Source organism: Streptomyces sp. NBC_01689 (assembly GCF_036250675.1).
Taxonomy (GTDB): Bacteria; Actinomycetota; Actinomycetes; order Streptomycetales; family Streptomycetaceae; genus Streptomyces.
Genome location: NZ_CP109592.1, coordinates 8,390,117 through 8,408,535, shown reverse-complemented (window position 1 = coordinate 8,408,535; position 18,419 = coordinate 8,390,117). Strand labels below are relative to the sequence as shown.

The 18,419-nt window shown below is 73.0% G+C and carries 15 protein-coding genes; 9 read left to right on the top strand and 6 right to left on the bottom strand.

The window, feature by feature from the left end:
- Positions 1-8: 8 nt before the first annotated feature.
- Positions 9-1,184 carry a glycosyltransferase gene (locus OG776_RS36095; protein WP_148012789.1) on the top strand — a complete coding sequence of 392 codons (1,176 nt, stop codon included), beginning with the start codon at positions 9-11 and terminating at the stop codon, positions 1,182-1,184.
- 4 nt (positions 1,185-1,188) lie between these two features.
- On the opposite strand, the gene OG776_RS36090 is transcribed toward OG776_RS36095, so the two are convergent.
- Positions 1,189-2,529: a TerD family protein gene (locus tag OG776_RS36090; protein WP_329323178.1), complete on the bottom strand. Its 1,341-nt coding sequence runs from the start codon at positions 2,527-2,529 to the stop codon at positions 1,189-1,191.
- A 290-nt stretch (positions 2,530-2,819) separates the two neighbouring features.
- On the opposite strand from OG776_RS36090, the gene OG776_RS36085 reads away from it, so the two are divergent.
- From OG776_RS36085 to OG776_RS36070, 4 genes are all read left to right on the top strand, one after another.
- Positions 2,820-3,266 carry a DUF6643 family protein gene (locus OG776_RS36085; RefSeq protein ID WP_329323177.1) on the top strand — a complete coding sequence of 149 codons (447 nt, stop codon included), beginning with the start codon at positions 2,820-2,822 and terminating at the stop codon, positions 3,264-3,266.
- A gap of 44 nt (positions 3,267-3,310) precedes the next feature.
- Positions 3,311-4,138 (top strand): MOSC domain-containing protein, encoded by an 828-nt coding sequence (locus tag OG776_RS36080; protein ID WP_329323176.1) that lies wholly within the window; start codon positions 3,311-3,313, stop codon positions 4,136-4,138.
- A gap of 222 nt (positions 4,139-4,360) precedes the next feature.
- Positions 4,361-4,966 carry an Rv1733c family protein gene (locus tag OG776_RS36075; protein WP_148012791.1) on the top strand — a complete coding sequence of 202 codons (606 nt, stop codon included), beginning with the start codon at positions 4,361-4,363 and terminating at the stop codon, positions 4,964-4,966.
- 158 nt (positions 4,967-5,124) lie between these two features.
- Positions 5,125-7,551, top strand: a complete 2,427-nt coding sequence (locus tag OG776_RS36070) for a right-handed parallel beta-helix repeat-containing protein (RefSeq protein ID WP_148012792.1) — start codon at positions 5,125-5,127, stop codon at positions 7,549-7,551.
- On the opposite strand, the gene OG776_RS36065 is transcribed toward OG776_RS36070, so the two are convergent.
- The gene (locus tag OG776_RS36065; protein WP_148012793.1) at positions 7,521-9,920 is read right to left on the bottom strand and encodes a hypothetical protein; all 2,400 of its coding nucleotides are present in this window, start codon (positions 9,918-9,920) and stop codon (positions 7,521-7,523) included. The two genes, OG776_RS36070 and OG776_RS36065, sit on opposite strands and share 31 nt — an antisense overlap.
- A 278-nt stretch (positions 9,921-10,198) precedes the next feature.
- Here OG776_RS36065 and OG776_RS36060 point away from each other — a divergent pair, with 278 nt between their 5' ends.
- Complete coding sequence (locus OG776_RS36060) at positions 10,199-11,029, top strand: DeoR/GlpR family DNA-binding transcription regulator (RefSeq protein ID WP_148012794.1); 831 nt, start codon at positions 10,199-10,201, stop codon at positions 11,027-11,029.
- Between the two features lie 109 nt (positions 11,030-11,138).
- Entirely contained in the window at positions 11,139-11,618 is a 480-nt protein-coding gene (locus OG776_RS36055; protein ID WP_148012795.1) for an SRPBCC family protein, read from the top strand.
- A gap of 270 nt (positions 11,619-11,888) precedes the next feature.
- Here OG776_RS36055 and OG776_RS36050 read toward each other — a convergent pair whose 3' ends face one another.
- Positions 11,889-13,013 carry a PLP-dependent cysteine synthase family protein gene (locus tag OG776_RS36050; RefSeq protein ID WP_148012796.1) on the bottom strand — a complete coding sequence of 375 codons (1,125 nt, stop codon included), beginning with the start codon at positions 13,011-13,013 and terminating at the stop codon, positions 11,889-11,891.
- Positions 13,014-13,376: 363 nt separating this feature from the next.
- Between OG776_RS36050 and OG776_RS36045 the strand changes: the two genes are divergently transcribed.
- Positions 13,377-13,700, top strand: a complete 324-nt coding sequence (locus OG776_RS36045; protein ID WP_148012797.1) for a hypothetical protein — start codon at positions 13,377-13,379, stop codon at positions 13,698-13,700.
- Positions 13,701-13,964: 264 nt separating this feature from the next.
- On the top strand, positions 13,965-14,489 hold the full coding sequence (locus OG776_RS36040; RefSeq protein ID WP_148012798.1) for an ATP-binding protein: 525 nt from the start codon (positions 13,965-13,967) through the stop codon (positions 14,487-14,489).
- Between the two features lie 65 nt (positions 14,490-14,554).
- Here OG776_RS36040 and OG776_RS36035 read toward each other — a convergent pair whose 3' ends face one another.
- From OG776_RS36035 to OG776_RS36025, 3 genes are read right to left on the bottom strand one after another with little or no spacing between them, the layout of a single operon-like run.
- Positions 14,555-17,116: an ABC transporter permease gene (locus OG776_RS36035; protein WP_148012799.1), complete on the bottom strand. Its 2,562-nt coding sequence runs from the start codon at positions 17,114-17,116 to the stop codon at positions 14,555-14,557.
- Positions 17,113-17,868: an ABC transporter ATP-binding protein gene (locus tag OG776_RS36030; RefSeq protein ID WP_148012800.1), complete on the bottom strand. Its 756-nt coding sequence runs from the start codon at positions 17,866-17,868 to the stop codon at positions 17,113-17,115. Before OG776_RS36030 ends, OG776_RS36035 begins: the two co-directional genes overlap by 4 nt.
- On the bottom strand, positions 17,865-18,173 hold the full coding sequence (locus tag OG776_RS36025; protein ID WP_148012801.1) for an SHOCT domain-containing protein: 309 nt from the start codon (positions 18,171-18,173) through the stop codon (positions 17,865-17,867). The genes OG776_RS36030 and OG776_RS36025 overlap by 4 nt, the downstream gene beginning before the upstream one ends.
- Positions 18,174-18,419 lie beyond the last annotated feature (246 nt).

Genomic DNA, 18,419 nt, shown 5'->3' with positions numbered 1-18,419 from the left:
TGCCGCGCGTGGATGCCGTCGTGTGGACCGCCGTGGGATCACTGACCGTCTGGCTGTGGCTGCTGCTCGGCCAGGGCTTCTTCTGGCGTACGGATCTGCGGCTGCCACCGCGCCGGGAGCCGGACGACTGGCCGTCCGTCTGTGTGGTCGTGCCCGCGCGCGACGAGGCGGGCGTGCTGCCCGCGAGCCTGCCGACCCTGCTCGCGCAGGACTATCCGGGACGGGCCGAGGTCTTCCTCGTCGACGACGGCAGCTCGGACGGCACCGGGGAGCTGGCCCGTGAACTGGCCCGCGCGCACGGCGGGCTCCCGCTCACCGTCGACTCGCCCGGGGAACCTCCCACGGGCTGGACCGGCAAGCTCTGGGCCGTACGCCACGGAATCGCCCTGGCCCGCACGCGGGAGCCCGTGTACCTGCTGCTGACGGACGCGGACATCGCCCACGCGCCCGACAGCCTGCGAACCCTGGTGGCCGCGGCACACACGGGCGGTTTCGACCTCGTCTCCCAGATGGCCCGGCTGAGGGTGGAGAGCGTGTGGGAGCGGCTGGTCGTGCCCGCGTTCGTCTACTTCTTCGCCCAGCTCTATCCCTTCCGGTGGATCGCGGTACGCGGGGGGCGCACGGCGGCCGCGGCCGGTGGCTGTGTGCTGCTGCGCGCGGACGCCGCCGAGCGGGCGCGGATCCCGGACGCGGTCCGGCACGCCGTGATCGACGACGTGGCGCTGGCGCGGGCCGTGAAGCGCGCGGGCGGCCACATCTGGCTGGGCCTCGCCGAACGGGTGGACAGCGTGCGGCCCTACCCGCGGCTGCGCGACCTGTGGCGGATGGTGGCGCGCAGCGCGTACGCCCAGCTGCGGCACAACCCCCTGCTGCTCCTGGGGACGGTCCTCGGTCTGGCGCTGGTCTATCTGGTCCCGCCGCTCGCGCTCGTCACCGGGCTGGTCGTGGGGAGCACGGGCACGGCGGCGGCCGGAGGGCTCGCGTGGCTGCTGATGACGGCCACCTACCTGCCGATGCTGCGCTACTACCGGCAGCCCCGGTGGCTCGCCCCGCTGCTGCCGGTCACCGCGTTCCTGTACCTCCTCATGACGGTCGATTCCGCGGTGCAGCACTACAGGGGGCGCGGCGCGGCCTGGAAGGGCCGCACCTACGCCCGCCCCGGCACCGTCCTCGACGAGCGCTGACCGCTCACTTCCTGCCGGGCGTCCAGTTCATGCCCCACCCGTAGACGCGGTCGACGGTGCGCTGCGGGCTCACCCCGCGTTCGGGCACGAGGTAGCGGGCCTCGCGCTGGACGATCAGGTCGCCGCCGTTGTTGGTGATGAGAGCGAGGGCGCAGACGGTCGAGGGCACGGTGCACTCGTCGAGCGAGAAGTCGACCTGGGCGCCGTTCGCCGGCTGGAGGGTGACCGTGGCGTGCAGGTCCGCGAAGGAGCGGGCGCCTTCGTAGATGGTGACGAAGATGAGGACGCGCCGGAAACTCTGGCGGTGGTCCAGGTTGATGGTGAGGTTCTCACCGCTCTCGACGGCGCCGGTGCGGTCGTCGCCGTCGAGAAAGATGTACGGCGGCTGGTGGAGCGCCCCGAAGGCGTTGCCGAGCGCCTGGACGACTCCCTTGCGGCCGTCGGACAGTTCGTAGAGGGCGCACAGGTCGAGGTCGAGGTCGGCGTGCATCGCGACGGCCCGGCCCCGTTTGCTGCCCCATCCCGAGAACTGTTTGCGCACCTGCCAGTTGAGGTTCACGCGCAGGCTGCCGGAGGTTCCGCCCTGTTTGGCGAGGGACACCGAGGGCGCCTCTTTGGTGAGGGTGACCTTGGACAGGCGTACGGGGGCCTGGGGCGGTACGGGCGGCGGGGGCTGCGTGGGGGGCGTCATGGTGACGGGTGGCGCGACCGGCGGGGGCGGACCGGTCACGCGGCTGCCGGGTGCGGGCGGCGGGGCGGTGGGCCGGGGGGACGCGGGCAGCGGGGCGGGGGGCGCGGCGGCGGGTGGCGCGGCACGCTGCGGCTCGTCCACGGTGATCCCGTAGTCGGTGGCGAGACCTTCCAGGCCGCTGCCGTAGCCCTGTCCGACCGCACGGAACTTCCAGGCGCCCTGGCGCCGGTAGAACTCCCCGAGCACGAAGGCCGTTTCGACCGTCGCGTCCCCGCTGTCGAAGCGGGCGACCTCGGTGCCCCGGCCGGCGTCGAGCACCCGGACGTGCAGGCCGGGGACCTGCCCGAAGGTGCCGCCGTCCGCGGAGGCGGCCAGCACCACGGTCTCCACGGCGGGCTCCACGCGCGTGAGGTCGACGAGCAGCGTGTCGGTCACCTGTCCGCCCGCGGCGCGCTTGCCTTCGTGGCGCACGGCGCCGGAGGAGTGCGCCGGCTGGTTGTAGAACACGAAGTCGCCGTCCGAGCGCACCTTCCCGGACACCAGCAGCAGCGCCGAGGCGTCCGCGTCGGGCACTCCGGGACCCGAGGTCCAGCCCATTTCGACGCGCAGCGCACTCGTCGGCACCGGAACATTTGATCCTTTAGGCATTGTCATGTCCGCCCCCACATGTCAGCACGCCAGGCCGTACCCCTGGGCCGCCTCATCGGCCCGTTGCCGACCAACCTATTCCAGCGGGGCCGGGAAGCACCCGGACAGCACGGGAAGACCAATGGTCAACCCCCGGTAACCCCTTGGGAACTCGGCCTTTACACGATCCGAACCCGGCTTGGCGCCCTTTTTTGCCGAGTTCGCTCGCATTGGGGATCCCGAGGTGTCGCCGACACGGAAAACAACCCTCTTATCGGTCTCCCCAACCAGCACATCGTGGGCTTAACTTATGTCCCATGACCTCCCCCCGCTCCACCTATGGCGGCGGTTACTACTCCGCGCCGTCCTTCCCGGACACCCCGATCTACGACTCGCTCGTCGCCGAGCGGGGCACCCCCCAGATCGCCCCGATCCGGGTTCCCGCCGCCTACGACACGAGCAGCAGCTACCTGCCCGCGCTCCCGTCGGCACTCCCGGCCCTGCCGGCCGGTCCCTCCCAGCAGGTCCCCGCCTACGGCTCCTACCCGCAGGCCCAGCAGCCCTCGCCGCTGCACCAGGCCCCCGCGCCCTACATCCCCCAGCAGGTCGGAGCCCCGCGCGGCTACCCGGGCCCCCAGCAGCAACAGCCGCAGCGCCCGATGGCGACCGGCACCGGCTACGAGGCGATGCGCCCCGCCGCGCCCCGCCCCGCCCCGGCCCCCTACCAGGACCCGTACAACAACCAGCAGTACCGCGGGTACTGAGGTCACGGGACGGAGACACCGGCGCCACCTGGCACGATGGCGCCATGGGGAACGCGGAGCTGCACTCGATCCACGTCCATCCGGTCAAGGCGCTGCGAGGTCGGTCGCCCCGGGACGCCGTGGTGGAGCCCTGGGGACTGGCCGGGGACCGGCGCTGGGCACTGATCGACGACGGGGGAAAGGTCGTCACCCAGCGCGGGCGACCGCGTCTGGCACTGGCCGCCGCCGAGCTTCTGCCCGGCGGTGTCCGGCTGTCCGCCCCCGGACGGGCGTCACTGGACGTCCCCGTCCCGGATCCGGCGGCCGCGGACCGTGTCACGCTGGACCTCTTCGGCGACAAGGTGGAGGCGGTCCTCGCCGGTACCGCCGCGCACGTCTGGTGCAGCACGTACCTGGGATCCGAGACACGCCTCGTCCACCTGGACGACCCCGCCGCCCGCAGACCGGTGGACCCGCGGTACGGGCGACCGGGCGAGACCGTGAGCCTCGCGGACGGCTATCCGCTGCTGGTCACCACCCTCGCCTCGCTCGACGCGCTCAACTCCCTGATCGCCGGGGGTGACCACGCCCACGAGGGCCCGCTCCCGATGAACCGCTTCCGGCCGAACGTGGTGGTGGCGGGCACCGAGGCCTGGGCCGAGGACGACTGGACCCGCGTCACGATCGGCGACGTCTCCTTCCGGGTCGCCAGGACGTGCGGCCGCTGCGTCGTGACCACCACCGACCAGGAGACCGCCGAGCGCGGCAGGGAACCCCTGCGCACGCTGGGGCGTCACCGGCGCTTCGGGTCCCGGCTGATCTTCGGACAGAATCTGGTGCCGGAGGCCACCGGCGTGGTCCGCGTCGGCGACCCGGTCACGGTCGTCACCTGACCGGCGCGCCGGGTTTCGGTCATCCCCGGGCTCCGTGTTCCGCGCGAGCCCCGCGCGCGGGAACCCGGGCACCGGGCACGGGCGTTGAGACCGTGTGAGAAGTTCATGAGAGAACCGCGGGAACCGCGGGAGGGGTGATTTCGCTCTCTCCTTCCCGGGTCCGCGGGTGAACGGCTCCGCCGGGGGTTATCACGGACACGGAAGGCGGAAGGGGGCACGGAGATGCGCGCACTCTGCGGGCTCTGGCGCTGGCGGCACAATCCGCTGCGCCGTGGCACCGATCGGGCCGAGGCCTGGCTGGCCCTGCTCACCCTCGTACTGATCGCCGTCGTCGCCCCGCTGGCCGGCGTCGCCGCCGGAGGCGCCGCCGAGCACGCCCTCCAGCAGTCCGTCCGGGACCAGCACCGGGACCGCCACGAGGTGGTGGCCACCGTGGTCCGGAAGCTGTCGCGCGCGCCCCTGGAGCCCGACCCCGAGGCCTCCTCGGCACAGGACCCGCACAGCCGCGTGCTCGCCGACTGGACCGCGCCGGACGGCTCGGCGCACCGCGGCAGAGTGGTCACGGTGCTCAGATCCCCGCACCGGGGCGATCACTTCGCGCTCTGGACCGACCGGCACGGGCACATGGTCGGCCGCCCCCTGGACGCCGCCACCGCGACGACGCACGCGGTGCTGGCGGGGATCGGCGCGGCCCTCATGACGGTGGTGCTCCTGGAGGCGGCACGGCGTCTGGTCCTGTGGCGCATGGTCCTGGGCCGGTACGCGCGTTGGGATCAGGCCTGGGACCGGGCGGGCCCGGACTGGGGCAGGACGGGCGCCGGCAGCTGACCGCCTTCCCGCTCCGGTCAACCCTCCGTCCCCGCGCACGCTACGGTGGGACGGCCGGACTGCTCGGCATCGTCGTGAGAAGGTGTTCTTGATCGCGACGGCGTTTCAGCACGGCCTCGCAGGACCCGCGTACGACGAGGTGGGGGCAGAACAGCGCCATGGCACAGGGCACGGTCCAGGTGACGCACACCGGCACCTCGCGGTGGCGGCGCCGCACGGGAGAGTACGCATCACTGGCCGCGGCCCTGGAAGCGGCAGCCGACGGAGACGTGCTCACCGTCGCCCCCGGCACCTACCGGGAGAACCTCGTCGTCGAGCGCGCGGTGACGCTGCGCGGCCCCGAGGGCTCGCCCGGCTCCGTGCGCATCGCGCCGGTCGACGGGGTCCCGTTGACCGTCCGTGCCTCCGCCGTCGTCCAGGACCTGCACGTGGAGGGCCAGGACTCGGCCGCACCCGCGCTGCTCGTCGAGGAGGGCACCCCCGAGCTGCTGGACGTGCGGATCGTCACCCGCTCCTCGGCGGGCATCGAGGTGCGCGGGGACGCGCGTCCGACGGTGCGCCGCTGCACGGTCGACAATCCCGCGGGCGTCGGCATCGCCGTACTCGACGGCGGCGGTGGGGTGTTCGAGGAGTGCGAGGTCGTCTCGGCCGGACAGTCGGGCGTCGCGGTCCGCGGCGGCGGCCGTCCCCGCCTGGAGCGCTGCCGGGTGCACCACACCTCGGGCGCCGGCCTGTCGGCCACCGGCGAGAACTCCTCGCTGGAGGCGGTCGGTTGCGAGGTCTACGAGGTCAAGGGCTCCGGGGTGCAGATCACCGGACGGGCCGCCGCCCACCTCACCGACTGCGATGTGCACCGAACGACCTCGGACGGCGTCACGCTGGACACGGACGCGGTGCTCACGCTCGCCGACTGCCGCATCCACGACATCCCGGAGAACGCGGTCGACCTGCGCTCCCGCTCGGTCCTCACCCTCACCCGCACCACCGTCCGCAAGTTCGGACGCAACGGCCTGTCGGTGTGGGACCCGGGCACCCGTGTCGACGCCAACCAGTGCGAGATCTTCGACAGCACGGGCGACTACCCCGCGGTCTGGGTCAGCGACGGCGCCACCGCCGTGCTGGAGTCGTGCCGGGTGCACGACGTGCCGGACGCCCTGTTCGTCCTCGACCGCGGTTCACGGGTGGACGTCGTCGACAGCGATCTCTCCCAAGTGCGCAACACCGCCGTCTCGGTGAGCGACGGCGCCACCGCGCAGCTCGACGACTGCCGTATCCGGGACGCCGCGACGGGCGCCTGGTTCCGTGACCACGGAAGCGGCGGGACCCTGTCGGGCTGCACCGTCGACGGCACCCAGACCGGGGTCATCGTCACCAAGGGCGCCGACCCCACCATCGAACGCTGCACGGTCGACTCCCCCGCGGAGGCCGGCTTCTACGTGTCGGCGGGCGGGCGCGGCAGCTTCCACCACTGCCGGGTGACGGGCAGCGGGGGCTACGGCTTCCATGTCATCGACGGCTGCCGGGCGACACTGAGGAAATGCCGTACGGAACGGTGCGCGCGCGGCGGCTACGAGTTCGCCGACGGCGGCAACGCGGCGGGGGGCGGCCCGGTCGTCGAGGACTGCACGAGCGACGAGAGCGCCGGGGTGCGGTCCCCGGCCCCCGAGACGGCCGTGCAGACGTCCGGCCCGTCCACCGGTCTGCTCGGCGCGATCCCGGGCCAGCGCAGCACGGAGCAGGAGTCACCCGCCGCCGTCCCGGAGCCCGAGCCCGCCCGTCCCTCCAAGGCCGTCCTCGGCGAACTGGACGCGCTGGTCGGCCTGGAGAGCGTCAAGCGCGAGGTACGCGCCCTCACCGACATGATCGAGGTGGGCCGCCGGCGTCAGGAGGCGGGCCTCAAGGCCGCCTCGGCACGCCGCCATCTGGTCTTCACCGGCTCCCCCGGCACCGGCAAGACGACGGTCGCCCGGCTGTACGGCGAGATCCTCGCCTCGCTCGGTGTCCTGGAGAAGGGCCATCTGGTCGAGGTCTCCCGTGTGGACCTGGTCGGCGAGCACATCGGCTCCACGGCGATCCGCACCCAGGAGGCCTTCGACCGGGCCCGCGGAGGTGTGCTCTTCATCGACGAGGCGTACGCGCTGTCGCCGGAGGACTCGGGGCGCGACTTCGGGCGCGAGGCCATCGACACGCTCGTCAAACTGATGGAGGACCACCGGGAGGCGGTCGTCGTGATCGTCGCGGGCTACACGGCCGAGATGGAGCGCTTCCTCACGGTCAACCCCGGTGTGGCGTCCCGTTTCTCACGGACCATCACCTTCGGCGACTACATGCCCGAGGAACTCCTGCGGATCGTCGAGCAGCAGGCCGAGGAGCACGAGTACAGCCTCGGGGCCGGGGCGGCCGAAGCGCTGCTGAAGTACTTCACGGCGATCCCCAAGGGGCCCGCGTTCGGCAACGGCCGCACCGCGCGGCAGACTTTCGAGGCGATGGTCGAACGGCACGCGGGCCGGGTCGCCCAGCTCGACGAACCGAGCACCGAGGACCTGACCCTGCTCTACGCGGACGACCTTCCCGAGCTGCCCTGAGCGTCCCCGTCCGGGCGCGGGCCCGGCACCTCGTGCCGCAACCGCGCCAGCAGCCGCTCCCGTTCCTCCGCGAAGGCCGGGTCCGCCCGGTAGTCGGAGTGGCCGAGGATCGGGGCGGGCAGCGGATGCTCCAGGGTGCGTCCGTAGGCGAGCGGGTCGTCCAGGGGAGCCCGGTCGACCTGGGGCCCGCAGTCCCCGGGCAGGCGTACGGGGCCCCCGATGGGGTCGGTGAGCCGGTACAGGTTGCGCCAGCGGTCCACGTCCTGGTGCAGGGAGGCCAGGGCCGCGGGCCCGAAGTGGGCGGGGAACCAGCGCCCGTAGAGCCTCTCCAGCGGTGAGCCGTAGGTGAGCAGGGCGACCCGTCCGCGGACCGAGGGCTTCAGCTGCCAGGCCGCGGCGGCGGCCAGCACACTGCCCTGCGAGTGTCCGGACAGCACGAGCCGACCGCCGGTGGCACGGGTCCACGTGACCATGCGCCAGGTCAGGTCGGGCACGGCACGCTCCGCGTAGCAGGGCGGCGCGAAGGGGTGGGCGGCACGCGGCCAGAAGGTGCCGACGTCCCACAGGATGCCGATGGTGCGGCGGGCCCCGGGGTCCTTGTAGGCCCGCCGTCCCGAGGTGACGAGCAGTATGAAACCGAGTCCGATCAGCCAGGAGCCGAGGGACTGCGCGGCCTCGGCGGCGCCGTGGACGAAGGCGTACGATCCGCGCGCGGCGCCTGCCGGTGTGTCGCCGGTCGTCAGCGCGCCCACCAGCGCTCCGGAACCGAGGAGCAGCGTCACGAAGGAGACGGTCCCGACGACGAGGGGGGCCCGGTCGGTGAGCGTGGCCATGGCGCGGGTGCCGGCGATGCGGCGGGTGCGGGCCCTGTCCTTGTGCTCCCCCCGGTAGTGGTGTTCGACCGTGCGCGTCTCGCGGGCGCGCAGACGCAGGGTGCGCACGGCCAGGCGGCCGCAGAGTCCGAGGAAGACGAGCAGGGTCACCGGGATCACGGAGGCCTGCCAGGTCAGCAGGACGGGTGGCCCCGGCAGGGTGCCCCGGGTGCCGTCCAGCCAGTCCGCGACGCGCTGGGCCACTCCGCCGGACATCACACCGCCCAGCGCGCAGGACAGCATCGCGACGGCGGGTCCGGCCAGACCGCGCATCGCCGTGCGGGTGTCGCCGGCGGTCTCCCCCGCGCGTACGGAACCGGCGTTCCCCGCGAGGGGGCGGTGCAGGACGCCGGCCACCGCGCCGAGCGCGACGACGAGCAGCACCTGGGCGAGGGCGATGCCGCCGAAGACCGCGTCGCCGGGCAGCCGGCCCGTCGACCGCCAGCCGGCCCGTGACCAGCCGGCGTAGAGCACGGTGAGGGCGAGCAGGACGCTCGTGCCCAAGGGCAGCGCGCGCACGAGTGTCGCGTCCAGTTCCCGGTCGAGCCGGTGCTCGCTGCGTCCGCGGCGGCAGACCACCCACAGCACGACGAACGCGCCGACGGCGAGGGCGGTGTGCAGCAGCCGTCCCAGGGTGTCGAGCAGGACAGGACCTCCGGCCCCGGTGTCGAAACGGGCGGCGGGTCCGCCGACCGCGGCAGTGACGGTCAGCAGACCCGCGGCGGTGTGCGCCGCGCGCAGCCGGGCGACCAGCCGGCGCCCGTACCAGAAGCCGGGGCGGCCGAGCGCGGTGCGGTCGGTCTCCTCCTCGGGCTCGGCCGCGCGGGACACCGGCTGCTGGGACTCGTACGCGCTCCAGGTGCGGTGGGACAGGTACCACAGCAGACAGATGAGGACGGTGGGCACCAGGCAGGCCAGGGCGAGGCGACGGCCGGGCGCGCTCCACCAGCCGTCCTGCGACAGGTCCGGGGAGAGGAAGGCCAGCCAGGTGTGCTCCCTGGCGCACGCGCGCGTGCCCGTGCACTGCCAGGCGGCCAGGTCGAGGGCGACCTCGCAGGCGGCGGCGACCAGCAGGACGGTCAGGGTGAGCCCGGTCAGCCGGACGAGCAGCCCGTACAGACGGACCGCGCCGCGGCGGCCGCGGCCGGCCGGGCGCATCCAGTGGGCGAGGTTGACGACCATGAAGGGCAGCAACAGCAGCCACAGGGCGCGGGCGCCGTTGCCGGAGGTGAGGTTGCACCACACATAGGCCTCGGGGACCGGTCTGCCGCGGTAGTCGTCGGGGCGCCGCTCGGCGTCCACGTCCGCACGGCGCCGGTGGACGGCCGCGACATCGTCGCCGCTGATCCGCACCGTGCGCGGATCGTCCAGCATCTCCTCGGGTGTGGTGCCGCCGACCCCGTGGACCAGGAGTTCGAGGGCGGTCTCGGCCACTTCGGGCCGTTGCGCGGGACCGGTGAGCTCCCCCGCCGAGGTCTGTTCGTGTGCGCGCTCCACAGTCCGTGCTTCCCCCGTGCCGTGTCCGTCGCCCTTGTCATGGGCAGGAACAAGGATCTCCGCCGGGAGCCGCGCCCGCACCGAGGGTCACGGAATCTCCCCGATATGTGTGACAGAGGCGCGCGGAGAGGTGAGCGGTGTCCTCACAGGGAGTGGCGTGTCTGTCGGTGCCCCGTGCGAGGATGGGGCGTCCTACAGGCCTCGGGGAGGAGAATGGCCACGTGGGAGTGGGTACGGACGGTGTGTCGGGCAGGTCGGACGGAAGGACCGGAGCGGACGTGAGTGAGAATCAGAACCTTCTCGCGGAGCAGCGTCGCGCCCTGATCCTCGACGAGGTGCGGCGCCGGGGCGGCGTCAGGGTGAACGAACTGACGCGCAGGCTCGGAGTCTCCGACATGACGGTCCGCCGTGACCTCGACGCCTTGGCGCGCCAGGGCATGGTGGAGAAGGTGCACGGCGGCGCGGTGCCGGTGGCCGAGGCGAGTACGCACGAGCCGGGGTTCGAGGCCAAGTCGGGCCTGGAGCTGACCGCCAAGGAGGACATCGCGCGGGCCGCGGCCGAGCTGGTCGCGCCGGGTACCGCGATCGCGCTCTCGGGCGGTACGACGACGTACGCACTGGCCCAGCGTCTCCTGGACGTGCCGGACCTGACCGTGGTCACCAACTCGGTGCGGGTGGCCGACGTGTTCCACGCCGCGCAGCGCCTGACCGGTCAGCGGCAGGGCGCGGCCACGGTCGTGCTGACCGGTGGGGTGCGCACGCCCTCGGACTCGCTCGTCGGCCCGGTGGCCGACCAGGCGATCGCCGCGCTCCATTTCGACGTGCTCTTCCTGGGGGTGCACGGGATATCCGTGGAGGCGGGTCTGTCCACCCCGAACCTGGCCGAGGCGGAGACCAACCGGCGGCTGGTGCAGTCCGCGCGGCGTGTCGTGGTGATCGCGGACCACACCAAGTGGGGCACGGTGGGGCTGAGTTCGTTCGCCGCGCTGGATCAGGTCGACACGCTGGTGACGGACGCCGGGCTGCCGGCCGAGGCACGCGCCCAGATCGCCGAGCACCCGACCAACCTCGTGGTGGCCGGTGAACCGGCGGACCCTACAGACATCTGACGACTCGTCAGCTAAGGTTTTCGCCGCCCGTGCGGGGAGCCGGTGCGGGTGCGCTCCGGCCGCTGTCGGCCCACGCCCGGGACTCCGTTCCCGTCAGGGGGTTTCGTCCATGGCACACCGTCTGCGCCCGGTGGGTCCCGACTTCACCGGGACCGCTCCCCTGCGTCTGGTGTTCACCCGCGGGATGAGCGCGCCTCCCGAGGCCGTCTTCCGGGCACTTGCCGAGGACGTGTCCGGATGGAGCGAATGGTTCTCGGCGGTGACGCTCGCCCGGCCGAGCGGGGACGGCACCGGGCGGGAGGTCCGGCTCCGCGGGGGCACGCGCTTCCAGGAGACCGTGCTCGTCTCCGAGCCCCCGGAGGTGTACGCGTACCGGGTGGACGTCACGAACGCGCCCGGCGCCCGTGCGCTGGCCGAGGAGTGGCGGCTGACGCCGGAGGGACGGGGCACGCGGGTCCGTTGGACGTTCGCCGCCGACGGGACCGCTCCCTTCCGGGTGGCCCTCAAGGTGGGCCGGCCGGGTCTCGGCCGGGCGTTCAGGGACGCGGTCACGGCGCTGGACCGACGGCTGGAGTCGGCACGCACGTGAAGCCGACCGGCGCGTGAGGCGGACCAGTGCACGAGGCGAACCGGTGAGTGAGGCGGACCGGTACATGGGGCGGACCGGTGCCGAACCAGGTCGGCAACGGCATGTGTACGTACGGCGTATGCCCCCGTGCCACGCGAACGACAACCGGGATCAAGGGCGTTGAACACCCCGACAAGAGAACCTGCTCCGGGTAGCCGCGCCCAGGACTCCGTGTCCGGGGTTCCGACACCCGTCACCCCCGTAGGCGCGGCGTGCGCGCACGACGCGGGGTCAGTCGGGCCAGACGCCCGTCTCCAGGAGCGACGCGATGGCGGCGGTGTAGGGCGCGATGTCCAGACCCTGATCGGCCAGCCAGGTGTCCGAGTAGTACTTGTCCAGATACCGGTCCCCCGGGTCGCACAGCAGCGTCACGACACTGCCGTTGCGTCCCTCGGTCACCATCTCGGCGACGATCTTCAGCGCGCTCCACAGCCCGGTGCCGGTCGAACCGCCCGCCTTGCGCCCGATGGCCTGTTCCAGCGCCCGCACGGCCGCCACGGTCGCGGCGTCGGGCACCTTCATCATCCGGTCGATGGCCCCGGGTACGAAACTCGGTTCCATCCGGGGCCGGCCGATGCCCTCGATCCGCGAGCCGCAGTCGTAGGTGACCTCCGGATCGCCGGTGGTCCAGCCCTCGAAGAAGCACGAGTTCTCCGGGTCGGCCACGCAGATACGGGTGTCGTACTGCATGTAGTGGACATAGCGCGCGAGCGTCGCCGAGGTGCCGCCGGTACCGGCCGTGGCGACGATCCACGTGGGTTCCGGGAAGCGCTCCAACTCCAGCTGCCGGAAGATGGATTCGGCGATGTTGTTGTTCCCGCGCCAGTCCGTGGCCCGTTCCGCGTAGGTGAACTGGTCCATGTAGTGGCCGCCGGTCTCGACCGCGAGGGCGGCGGCCTCCTCGTACATCCGGCGGGAGTCGTCCACGAAGTGGCACTGCCCGCCGTGGAATTCGATCAGGCGGCACTTCTCGGCGCTCGTCGTGCGCGGCATCACCGCGATGAAGGGCACTCCGACGAGCTTCGCGAAGTACGCCTCGGAGACGGCCGTCGAACCGCTGGAGGCCTCGATCACGGGACGGCCCGGACGGACCCACCCGTTGCACAGGCCGTAGAGGAAGAGCGAACGGGCCAGCCGGTGCTTGAGGCTCCCGGTGGGATGGGTCGACTCGTCCTTCAGATACAGGTCAATGCCCCACGCCTCGGGGAGCGGAAAGCGCAGCAGGTGCGTGTCGGCGGAGCGGTTCGCGTCGGCGTGCACTTTGCGGACGGCCTCTTTGAGCCAGGTCCGGTACCGCGCGTCGCTGTGGTCGACGTCGAGGGTCTCGCCGGTCCGGATCTGCTGGGGGCTGCTCACGGCAGGGCTCCTTACGCATCGCGCCGACGCCGGTGCAGACGGTCGGACGCCCCGATCATAGACACCTCGCTCACGCTTCTCACCTGCATAAACACGTCTTTGAGCGGCTCAAAGGCACCCCTGGGGCAGGATGTCCGAAGCGACGGGGGCGCACCCGCGCGAGTGCTCCCGTCCCCGCTGTCACCTCGTCATGCGCACTGGTGCTCGCCGCTGCCTGCGGGCAGACTGCACCGCACGGGACGCTGCCCGCGCCCGGGCGCACCGCACGGGACGACCCTCCCGCGCCGGGTGCGCGCACCGGCCCCCCGCCCGCGCGGGAACCGGGACAGGGCACAGCCGAGGCGCACAAGGGGGCGGGGCATCATGGCGGAGCCGGAGTTCACGGCCACGGGCGTGCGGATCGGGAAGAGGCTGCGCTCGCTCACCCGGGCCGGACAGGTCCGGATCAGCGACGGCAGGCTGGAGCTGCTCACGAGCTACGGCAGTGAGATCGACAGCGCCCCGGTGCAGGCGGTACGGGCCTCCAGGCCCTGGTTCGGACCCGGGGACCGGGCGTCGGCGGACGTCAACGGCACGCGTTACTCGCTCACCCTCGGCGAACACGACCCCTCGCCCGGCACACCGGGACCGCCCTCGGCGCGCCGGTTCATCGAGGCGGTCCGCAGGGCGGCGGGCGGCAGCGGCTGACGTGGTCGCCGCGCGGTGCGTGAGGGGAGCCTCCTCGTACCGGCGCCGCGACGGCCCGGCGCGTGAGCCGTGTCCGCCGAACGCGCCGCGAGTTGCGGGACGGCACCCCCTGAGTCACGCTGTTCTCACATCACTCTGGGTTTACCGGCGATAACGCTGCGAACCAGCCCGCCGGACACCACAGCAGGCGGCTGTTCCACTTCAGCCGCCCTGCTGGATCCGATCTCCGTCTTCTTCCGGACCTCAATTCGGGGAGTCGCAGCCGTGATCAGCCAGCCGAACAGGCATTGCACGGTGGAGCTCCAAGCCCTGCCGTCGCGGATCGGCCAGGTCCGCAGAATCGTTTCAGCGCAATTGCGCTACTGGCATCTCGACCCTTTGATCGACCGGGCCGCGCTCGGCGTGACCGAACTGCTGACCAACGTCCATCTGCACGCCCAGCCGGACAAGGTGTGCACGGTGGAGATCGAGCTGCTGCTCGACCGGCTCACGGTCTCGGTGCACGACCACGACCCCCGCCTGCCCGAGATGCAGGACGCCGGTCCCACCGCCACCTGCGGGCGGGGCCTCGCGATGGTCGCCGCCGTGAGCGAGAGCTGGGGCGTACGGCCGGACGGGGAGTCGGGCAAGGTCGTGTGGTTCACCCTCCCGGCACCCTCACCCGCGGTGGCGGCGCCCGTCCGAGCGCCCTACGACACGATCCGCGAGCCCACCCTCCGGCGCTCCGTCGACCCCCTCGACGGGCCGAGGCCCGAACACACTCCCGCCCGGTCGGCCGTTGCCGGCTGACCGGGCGGTGACCCTTTCCCCGTCCGCCACGGGCGGGAACGGGGGGCCGTACGGCCCCCCGGGGCTCACTCCGTGCCGATGGCCCACAGCACGTCCAGGCGTGCCGCCCGCCGTGCCGGACGCAGGCCCGCGAGGGCTCCGGCAGCGAGGCCCACCAGCGCCACCACGAGGAGCCGCGCCGGCGGGACGGCGAAGACGAAGGCGCTGTCCGACGTGCCGTCGGACGCCTTCACCAGCACCCAGCCGAGGAAGGCACCGAGGGCGAGCCCGCCCGCCGTGCCGAAGGCCGCGACGAGGACCGACTCCCAGCGGACCATCGCACGCAATTGCCCACGGGTCTGTCCGACCGCGCGCAACAGGCCCAGTTCCCGGGTGCGTTCATGGACCGCGAGGGTCAGCGTGTTGGCGATGCCGAGCAGCGCGATGAGCACCGCGAGCGCGAGCAGCGCGTAGACCAGGGTCAGCATCATGTCGATCCCACCGGCCGAGGACCGCGCGTACTCCTCGCGGGTCTGCACCTCGGGGTCGCCGTAGCGGGCGGCCACCTGCCGCACCGCGGCCTTGCCGTCGGCCGTGCTCACCCCGTCCCTGAAGGTGACGGCGACGAGCGTGTCGGCGTCCTGGGTGCGGTGCGGGGCCCATGCGGCCCGGGTGATGACGTAGTCGCCCGCGAGTTCCGAACGTCCGTACACCGCACGGACGGTGAAGTCCCGCTGACTGCCGTCGGTGAAGGCGAGCCGGGCGGTGTCCCCGGTCGTGAGGTGCCGCCGGACGGCCTCGCTCCTGGTGACGGCGATCCCGTCGGTCCCCAGGCGGGCCAGCGAGCCGCGCACCGCGCCGAGATCGAAGACCTTGCCGAGCAGTACCGGGTCGGTCACGGTCAGGGCACGGCCCTTCCCGTCGACCTCGGCGACCCCGCGGCCCAGCCCGACGGCGTACTCCACGGCGGCTTGCCGCGCGATCGCGGGGGCCAGCGCCGGGCTCAGGCCGCTGCCGCCGGCGCCGAACGACGGGGTGCTCACGGCGACGTCCCCGGCGAACGACCGGGAGACCGTGCGGTCCATGGTGGCCTTCAGCGAGGCGCCGAAGACCGTGAAGAGCGAGACGACGGCGACCCCCACCATCAGGGCGCTCGCGGTGGCCGCGGTCCGTCCCGGGCTGCGCAGCGCGTTGCGCCGGGCGAGTGAGCCCGTGACACCCCGCAGCCGGTCGAGGGGGACGCCGAGGACACGGACCACCGTCGAGGACGCGACCGGACCGAGGACCACGAAGGCGGCGAGGGCGAGTACGGCACCGAGGCCCGCGAGCCACAGGGTGGGGCCCGCCAGCACGCCGGTCAGGGTCGCCCCCGCCGCGAGCGCGGCCAGCCCGGCACCCACGGCGGCCCGTGGCCGTGAGGCCCCGGACCGGTCGACGGCCGTCTCCCGCAGCGCCGCCAGGGGGGCGGTCCGGCCCGCGCGCACGGCGGGCAGCAGCGCGGAACCGAGACAGACCAGCACGCCGACCGCGAGGGGCAGCAGCAGCGACAGGCCGCTGATCACCAGGTCCCCGGACGGGAAGGGGAATCCGATGGCCGGGAAGAGCGCCTGCAGCCCGGCGGCGATACCGACGCCGCCCCCGAGGCCGGCCGCTGAAGCGATGACCGCGACGGCGCTCGCCTCCACCAGGGTGGTGGCGGTCACCTGGCGCCGGGAGGCCCCGAGGGCCCGCAACAGGGCGTTCTCACGGGTGCGTTGGGCGACGACGATCGCGAAGGTGTTGTGGATGGAGAAGGTCGCGACGAGCAGGGCGACGCCGGAGAAGACGAGCAGGAAGGTGGTGAAAAGGGTCAGGAACCGGCTGGCGATCATGTCGGTGTTCTCTTGTGCCGACGCCTCACCGGTGATCGCCTCGACACCGGCGGGCAGCAGGGGCGCCAGGTCGGCGACGAGCTTCTCCTGACCGACGCCGGGGAGCGCCCGCACCCGGATACCCGCCGCCTCGCCGGGTTTCGCCGTGAGGTACTTCTCGGCGTCGGCCTGCGTCATGCCGGTGAAGGTCACCTGCGCCATCCCGTCCGCGCCGCCGAAGGTCGCGAGGCCCACGATCGTCACCCGGACGGGGTCGGGGGTGCGCAGCGTCGTCGTGTCACCGATCCGCAGGCCGCCCTTCTCGGCGGCGCCCCGGTTGATGACGACCTCTCCGGACCTCGTGGGCGCGCGGCCCTCGGTGATCCGGTACGCGTTGAGCCGGGGGTCCTCGATCCAGTTGCCCGCGAGGGTGGGCGGGCCCTGCCCGCCGATGGGTCTGCCGTGCGCGTCGACGAGCTGGCCCGTGCCCTCGATGTCGGGCACCGCGGCGGCCACCCCGGGCGCCTTCGCGACCGTCTTCACCAGGCCGATGTCCACGGGCCGCCGGACGCCCTGGCCGTCGCCGGGCGTGGTGATGGTGTCGGCGCCTCGGACGACCGCGTCGGTGCCCTCGGCCGCGCTGGTGAACATGGTGTCGAAACCGGCCCGCAGGGTGTCGCCCATGACCAGGGTCCCGGCCAGGAACGCGACACCCAGGAACACCGCCACGAACGTGCCCGCGAAGCGTCGTCCGTGGGCGCGCAGCGACGCGGCGCTGAGGCGGAGCGTGGCGTTCACGAGCCCGTCCCCTTGGTGTCGAAGGCCTTCATGCGGTCCAGTACCTTGTCGGCGGTCGGCGCTTGCATCCGGTCCACGAGGCGCCCGTCGGCCAGGAAGACGACCTCGTCGGCGTGGGCCGCCGCCACCGGGTCGTGGGTGACCATCACCACCGTGCGGTTCGTCCGGCGGACCGCGTCGCCCAGCAGGTCGAGGACCTCGGCGCCGGCCAGGGAGTCGAGGTTCCCGGTGGGTTCGTCGGCGAAGACGACGTCGGGCCGGCCGGCGAACGCCCGTGCCACGGCGACGCGTTGCTGCTGTCCGCCGGAGAGTTCGGCGGGGCGGTGGTGGAGCCGGTCGCGCAGCCCTACGACGTCGATGAGCGCGTCGATCCACTCGGGGGACGCCTCGGTCCCCGCGAGGTCCAGCGGCAGGGTGATGTTCTCCGCGACGGTGAGCGTCGGAACCAGGTTGAACGCCTGGAAGACGAAGCCCACGTGGTCGCGGCGCAGCAGGGTGAGGCGCCGGTCGTCGAGCGCGCTCAGGTCGGTGTCGCCGATGAAGGCGGTGCCGGAGGAGAGCGTGTCCAGGCCCGCCGCGCAGTGCAGAAGCGTGGACTTTCCGGAGCCCGAGGGCCCCATGACGGCGGTGAACCGCCCGGCGGGGAAGCTCACGCTCACCCCGTCGAGGGCCCGTACGGCGGTGTCGTCCACGCCGTGGACCTTCACCGCGTCGGTGACGCCCGCGGCCGCCCTTGTCGCCACCGCGGTCATGCCGTTCCGCCCTTGCCCGTGAGGCCGAACTGCTCGTCCAGGACGGAGAGCCGGCGCCAGTACTCGTCCTCGTCGATCTCTCCGGCCGCGAACCGGCGGCCGAGCACGGCGACCGGCGAGTCGCCGCCCGTCCGGTGGGCTCCGGCCGGGCCGGGGCCGCCCCGTCCCTGCCACCGCCCCCGGCCGCCTCGCCAGGCGGTACGGCGCAGGACGGTCACCACGCCGATCACGGCGGCCGCCCAGACCAGCGGGAAGAAGAGGATCCACGGCCCGGGGCCGCCGTCCCAGTTCGCCAGGGTCTGCATGTCGGGTCATCTCCTCGTGGGGATCTGCTGTGTCCCCCAGAGACTCGCTCCCGAGGTGCTCCCGGGTCGTCTTACGGCCAGCGGCAGTTCGCGTACCCCCGCGGGAGTACGTAGGGCGGATCCGCCTGCTTCCCCCCGTCCGGACGCGGCCCCCGCCCGCGAGGAGTTGTGGGCGGGCGCCGAGGCGGTGCTCGACGCACCGGGCACACCGTACGAGAGCGTCGAGGCGTAGTACCCGCGCCGCGA